The following is a 6,312-nucleotide window of genomic DNA, read 5'->3' as shown; positions in this document are numbered from 1 at the left end:
ACAGATCGACGACGGACTTCTCGACGTTGTTGCGATGCGCCCCAAGAACCTGTGGGGGTGGATGCGCGTGAGCTACGCCGTGGTCTGGGAAAACGGCGTGCTGCAAAAGAGCAAGATCGGTCAGCGCATTCTCGCCGCCGACAAGAGCGTGCGCGCCCTGCGCTACTTTCAGGGCCGGCACATGACCCTTGCGTTCGATCGGCCAGAAGAGTTCGAGATCGACGGCGAAGAAATGGGCCTTGTGACCCGGCTCGATGTGCGCGTGGCGCCCGCCTCGCTCATCGTGCGCGTGCCGCGCGATTAGTCGACACGCATCGTGTGCATGAAATCGGGCAGTTCGCCGTAGATCACAGTGAGGGGCAAGCGCCTCTGATCACGAAGAGAACAGGACCCATCATGACCACTCAGCCTCGCACCCGCCGCCGTGGCATCATCGCGGCCGGCATCACGACGGGCGTTGTCGCGCTCACGCTCGGCGGCATCGGTGTCGGCATGGCACAGGCCGGCGTCGAGCTGCCCTTCGGGCCGGCTGTCGGTTCGGGGGGAGCCTTCGACCTCGAGGGCAACCCGATTCCCGAGTCCGAGCTGCAGACCGAACTGGGAGAGCTCGAATACTCGGGCGACGTCTCGGTTGACGACATGCCCGCCGGCGAGTCGGTGCTCGAAGGCTCGTTCGACGAGTAACGCCTGACCACCATCACCATCATGAGAACGCACGATCGCTCACGCTCAGAGTTCGAGCGGTTCTTTGCGACTCAGAAAGATGCGTGTTTTCGGGCCCTGTGTGCCACCGTCTCCCCCCTCGACGAAGCAGACGACCTCACGTCTGAAGGCTTCGCTCGAGCGTGGGAGCGGTGGCCCGAGGTGCGCGAGCACCCGTCTCCGGCCGCGTGGGTCGTGCGCACGGCGCTCAACCTGCACCGCGACCGCTGGCGTCGCGAGGGGAATCCGCGGCGCCACCTGTTTCTCGTGCCCGACGAACATCACGACCGCGAGTCGCTCGTCGACCCCGCCCTGCTCGCCGCCCTTCGGGCGTTGCCCGAGCAGCAGCGTGCCGTCATCGTTCACCGCGTGCTCCTCGACCTGTCGACCGAACAGACAGCAATCGAACTGGGCATCGCCGCGGGAACCGTGGGCACCCACCTCAAACGCGCGCTCACCGCGCTGCGCATTCACCTTGACGACCAGTCCACCGCCACGGAGGCAGCATCATGACCGATTCCGACGACCTGACCGACGACGACGTCGCTCGGTTGAGCAGTGCCCTTCGCGCGCAGCTGCAGCCTCTGCGGCACACGCGGCCGACTCCGGCGACGGATGCTGTGGCCGACGATCTGGCGCAGCGCCGCATCCGTCGCCTGCGTGCCGGGGCGATCGCGGCCATCGCTGCCGTGTCGGCGGGTGCCCTCGCGGTGTCACTGACGGTGGGATCGCCGGCCGACGCCGCGTGGGCCGCCGACCCCTCGCCCGTGACCGACGAGCTCATTGGCGACGTGTCGAGCGCCTGCGCCGCCGCCCTCAACCCTGGATCGCTCGAACAGTCAGGCTCGGCGACCGCAACGGAGACACCGACCGTTGAGAGTCTCGGCACGGCGCCCACGTCGACCGACGGCATGCTCGCGCCGCCGACCGAACTTCCTGACCTCGTGGCGATCGACGTGCGGGGTGACGGCGGCTTCGCGGTGTTCTCCACCGGCGACATTGGCGCACTCTCGACCTCGGTGTTCTGCGTCGTGTCGCTTGATGGTGCCACCTCGGTGACGTCGCTCTCGAGCGAGGTTGGGCCGGCGACACCCGGCTCAGCCGGAGTGAGCCTGGCGTCGGGCACCACAATTGCGGGCCAGGCGGGTTCGTCGACCCTCACCGGCACTCTCGTCGAGGGAGCGACCTCGGTCGAGGTGGTCATCGATGGTTTGCCGACCGCACGCGCATCGATCATCGACTCGCGGTATGCGATCTGGTGGCCAAGCACGACCGGTGCTCTCGTGCGCCAGCTCGACGCAGCGGGGCAGGTGCTCGCCGAAACCCCCGTGGGCTGACGCAACTAGCGCGTGTCGGGCTCGCCGTTGAGGATCGCGCGCAGCCAATCACGGGCGTCGGTGAAGACGTCGTCGCCGTACTGCGAGACGACCTCGATCTGGCGCGCATCCGCCCGCGGGTACGACCCCAAGAAGATGACACTGGGGCTGAACCGACGAAGGCCCAGCAGGGCATCGGCGACGCGCTCGTCGTGCACGTGCCCGTCGAGGTCGATGACGAAGCGGTAGCGGCCGAGGGCATCGCCGATGGGCCGCGACTCGATGAGGCTCATGTTGACGCCGCGCGTCGCGAACTGCTCGAGCATCTCGAGCAAGCGACCCGGAGCGTCGTCAGGTAGCTCGGCGATGACGCTCGTCTTGTCGGCACCCGTGCGCGCCGGCAGCTCGAGGCTGCGGCTCACGAGCACGAAGCGCGTGACCGCGTGCGGGTTGTCACCGATGAGGTCGCCGAGCACAACAAGGTCGTGGTGCTCGGTGATGCCGGGAGGGGCGACAGCGGCCTGAGCGGGCGAGCCCGGCTCGAGCAACGAGGTGGCGGCGGCAACGTTCGATGCGGCCGGAATGTGCCCGTGGGTCGGCAGCGTGCGCTCGAGCCAGCCGCGGCACTGGGCATAGGCAACGGGATGCGCGGCAACAACGCGCACATCATCGAGGGTCACCCCCGGCCGCGCCACGAGCACGAAGTTCACGGCGACCAGGTATTCACCAATGATGCGCAGACCCGGGATCGTCGCGAGCGCATCTTGCGTGGCACTCACTCCGCCCTCGACCGAGTTTTCGACGGCGATCATGGCGCCCACGCTCCGGCCCGAGACGACATCGTCGAGGGCTTCGCCCACGTTGCTCACGCTGCGCCACTCGGCGCCGACGGCCTCGGGTACTTGCCCGAGCGCCTGCCACGTAAACGTTCCGGCCGGACCCAGGTAGCTGTAGGTCGGCGCGGTGGCGGGCGGCTGATTCATGCTCGGCAGTCTATTGCCGCGCATCCACCCTCCCCTTCGTCGGCGACGGTGGTTGGATGGCATCATGAGCCGCGCCGGAACACCCGCCTTGCCCGCTGACCTCGTTGATCTCTCCGCACTGCTCGCGGCCTATGCCGATCGCGTGCCCGATCTCGACGACCCGGCACAGCGGGTCGTGTTCGGCACGAGCGGCCACCGTGGTTCGAGCCTCGATGGCGCGTTCACCGACACCCACATTGCCGCCATCACGCAGGCGATCGTCGAATACCGCGCGAGCCAGGGCACCACGGGGCCGGTCTTCGTCGGCGCCGACACCCACGCGCTGAGCGCTCCCGCGATGCAGACGGCGCTCGAAGTTCTCGCGGCCAACAGCGTGACGGCGCTGATTGACGCAAACGACGACTTCGTGCCGACCCCCGCGCTGAGCCACGCGATCATTCGCTACAACCGCGACGCGACAGCGAAAGCCGATGGAATCGTCATCACGCCGAGCCACAACCCCCCGCGCGACGGCGGCTTCAAGTACAACCCCCCGCACGGCGGGCCGGCCGACTCTGATGCGACCACCTGGATCGCCAACCGCGCCAACGCACTCATCGCCGAGGGCAACCGCGAGGTGCGCCGACAGACCACCCTGCTCACCGAGCCCTACGACTACCGCCTGCACTATGTCGCCGATCTCGCGAACATTCTCGATCTCGATGCGGTGCGCGGCAGTGGATTGCGCATCGGCGCCGACCCTCTCGGTGGCGCGAGCGTCAATTACTGGGCCCTCATCGCCGAGCACTATGGCCTCGACCTCACGGTGGTCAACCCGAGCGTCGACCCGCAGTGGGGGTTCATGACCCTCGACTGGGACGAGAAGATTCGCATGGATCCGTCGAGCCCGAGCGCGATGGCGAGCGTTGTCGCACGGCGCAACGACTTCGACCTGCTGACGGGCAATGACGCCGACGCCGACCGCCACGGAATCGTCACCCCCGACGCGGGGCTCATGAACCCCAACCACTACCTCGCCGTGGCCATCGAGTATCTCTACACGCACCGCCCCGACTGGCGCCCCGACGCCGCGATCGGCAAGACCCTCGTGTCGTCGACGATGATCGACCACGTCGCTGCGGGTCTCGGGCGACGGCTGTGGGAAGTTCCCGTGGGCTTCAAGTGGTTCGTGCCCGGACTCATCGACGGTTCCGTCGCGTTCGGCGGAGAAGAGAGTGCGGGCGCGAGTTTCGTTCGCCGCGATGGCAGCGCGTGGACCACCGATAAAGACGGAATCTTGTTGGCCTTGCTGGCATCCGAAATCACTGCCGTCACCGGCCGCTCGCCCTCGGCGCTCTATGGCGATCTCACCGAGCGCTTCGGTGCCCCCGTCTATGAGCGGGTGGATGCTGCGGCCAGCCCCGAACAGAAGGCGGCGCTCAGCAAGCTCAACGGAGCGGCCATCACGGCGACCGAGCTCGCGGGCGACACCATCACGGCTCGCCTGAGCGAGGCGCCCGGCAACGGTGCGGCGGTTGGCGGCGTCAAGGTCGTCACCGATCGTGCATGGTTCGCCGCGCGCCCAAGCGGCACCGAAAACGTCTACAAGATCTACGCCGAATCGTTCGTGGACGAGGAGCACTTGCGGCTCGTGCAGGCCGAGGCGAAGGAGATCGTGGATGGCGCCCTCGGCTGAGACTGTTGATCGCGCGGCGCTCTTCGCCGCGTGGGATGCCCTCACGGCCGAGCAGTTGCGCGCGGCGGGTGGCATCAAGTGGACCCTCTTTCCGAACACGATCGGCGCCTTCGTCGCCGAAAGTGATCTCGGCACCGCCCCGGCAGTCACCCGGGCATTACACGACGCCATCGACCGCGGCATGGTCGGCTATCTGCCGCGCGCCGTCGGCACAGAGATGGGAAAGGCCACGGCCGAGTGGATGCTCGACCGCTTCGATTGGCGCATCTCAGCGGGTCGCGTGCACCCCGTGGGTGACGTCATCGCCGGGCTCGATGCCGCTATCGCTCACTACTCGCGGCCAGGGTCGGCCGTCATCGTGCCGACCCCCGCGTATATGCCGTTCTTGACGGCGCCCGCGCGGCACGGCCGAGCCGTCGTCGAAGTGCCCATGGTGCTCGACGGGGGTCGCGAGACGCTCGATCTCGAGGCGATCGAGCGCGAGCTCGCGGCGGGGGCCGGGCTCGTTGTGCTGTGCAATCCCCTCAACCCGGGCGGGCGCGTGTTTGAGCGTGCGGAGCTCGAGGCACTCTCCGAGGTCGTCGACCGGCATGGCGCGCGGGTCTTCGCCGACGAGGTGCATGCGCCGATCGTGTTCGGGGCCGCGCGGCATGTTCCGTATGCGAGTGTGAACGCGGCAGCATCCGCCCACAGCATCACCACGACGAGTGCCTCGAAGGCCTGGAACCTGCCGGGCACGAAGGCGGCCCAGCTCATCACGACGAACGACGCCGACGAGCGAACCTGGCAAGCGCTCGGCCCCGGCGCGAGCCACGGGGCCAGCACGCTCGGCGTCATCGCGAACACGGCGGCCTATCGCGAGGGCCGCGAGTGGCTCGACGCGACGATCGCCTACTACGACGCCAACCGTCGACTGCTCGGCGAGCTGCTCGCTGAGCGCCTGCCCGAGGTTGGCTACCGCATGCCCGAGGGCACCTACATCGCCTGGCTCGATGTGTCTCGCCTCGGACTCGGAGACGACCCCGCGGTGACGCTGCGCGAGCGCGCCGACCTTGCCGTCACTAACGGGCAGGCGTGCGGCGTCGTGGGTGCCGGACACATTCGGGTCATCCTGGCGACCCCGCGGCCGATCGTCGAGCAGATCGTCGACCGCCTTGTCGCGGCCGCGCGGGGCTAACTAGTCGGTCGAGCCGAGCCGCTGCTCGACGAAGTCCGTGAAGATCCACAGCGACTTTTCGGTCTCTTTCGGGAACGAGCTGCGAAAGAGCACCCCGACGAGGCGCATCATCCCGGTGAGGCGCCACACGTTGTGCTGCTCGATGCGCGTCGTGTGGGCATCCACGGCAACGAAGCGGGTGTCGCAGATGTTGTGGATGCCCGACGCTTCGTAGACCGCGTTCCAGGTGCCCGGCAGCTCGCTCAGCGAGACGGTCTCGGTCATCACGATCGTGCCGCGCCCACGTCGATAGGTCAGCCGCGAGCGACCTCCCGTGGCCGGGGGCGCACCCTCGAGCACCTCGACACTCAGCAGCTCTGGCTGCCACTCGGGCCACGTCGACGTGTCGACGTACAGCGCCGCGACCTTCTCGAGCGGTGCGGCAACGGTCGTGCTGCGCGTGTATTCCATGGCCGCACG

Annotated in this window: 8 protein-coding genes; 6 read left to right on the top strand and 2 right to left on the bottom strand. The window is 68.0% G+C overall.

Annotated elements, in window-relative coordinates:
* From SFU54_RS08835 to SFU54_RS08820, 4 genes are all read left to right on the top strand, one after another.
* Positions 1-304: diacylglycerol/lipid kinase family protein (locus SFU54_RS08835; protein WP_413466592.1), on the top strand; the 304-nt coding region annotated here is incomplete at its 5' end.
* A gap of 92 nt (positions 305-396) precedes the next feature.
* A complete protein-coding gene (locus SFU54_RS08830; RefSeq protein ID WP_319015912.1) occupies positions 397-684 on the top strand; it encodes a hypothetical protein in 288 nt (95 codons plus the stop codon).
* A gap of 21 nt (positions 685-705) precedes the next feature.
* Positions 706-1,215 carry an RNA polymerase sigma factor gene (locus SFU54_RS08825; RefSeq protein WP_319015911.1) on the top strand — a complete coding sequence of 170 codons (510 nt, stop codon included), beginning with the start codon at positions 706-708 and terminating at the stop codon, positions 1,213-1,215.
* A complete protein-coding gene (locus SFU54_RS08820; protein ID WP_319015910.1) occupies positions 1,212-2,039 on the top strand; it encodes a hypothetical protein in 828 nt (275 codons plus the stop codon). The genes SFU54_RS08825 and SFU54_RS08820 overlap by 4 nt, the downstream gene beginning before the upstream one ends.
* A gap of 5 nt (positions 2,040-2,044) precedes the next feature.
* On the opposite strand, the gene pheA is transcribed toward SFU54_RS08820, so the two are convergent.
* A complete protein-coding gene (pheA, locus tag SFU54_RS08815; RefSeq protein WP_319015909.1) occupies positions 2,045-3,001 on the bottom strand; it encodes a prephenate dehydratase in 957 nt (318 codons plus the stop codon).
* A 61-nt stretch (positions 3,002-3,062) separates the two neighbouring features.
* Between pheA and pgm the strand changes: the two genes are divergently transcribed.
* The gene (gene pgm, locus SFU54_RS08810; RefSeq protein WP_319015915.1) at positions 3,063-4,676 is read left to right on the top strand and encodes a phosphoglucomutase (alpha-D-glucose-1,6-bisphosphate-dependent); all 1,614 of its coding nucleotides are present in this window, start codon (positions 3,063-3,065) and stop codon (positions 4,674-4,676) included.
* Positions 4,660-5,853, top strand: coding sequence for a MalY/PatB family protein (locus SFU54_RS08805; RefSeq protein ID WP_319015908.1), 1,194 nt, complete (start codon positions 4,660-4,662; stop codon positions 5,851-5,853). Before pgm ends, SFU54_RS08805 begins: the two co-directional genes overlap by 17 nt.
* On the opposite strand, the gene SFU54_RS08800 is transcribed toward SFU54_RS08805, so the two are convergent.
* Positions 5,854-6,303 carry an SRPBCC family protein gene (locus SFU54_RS08800; protein ID WP_319015907.1) on the bottom strand — a complete coding sequence of 150 codons (450 nt, stop codon included), beginning with the start codon at positions 6,301-6,303 and terminating at the stop codon, positions 5,854-5,856.
* Between the last annotated feature and the right edge of the window lie 9 nt (positions 6,304-6,312).

Origin of the sequence: Microcella sp. (assembly GCF_033763155.1) — a bacterium.
Lineage (GTDB): Bacteria > Actinomycetota > Actinomycetes > Actinomycetales > Microbacteriaceae > Microcella.
This window is presented reverse-complemented; position numbering and strand designations above follow the sequence as displayed.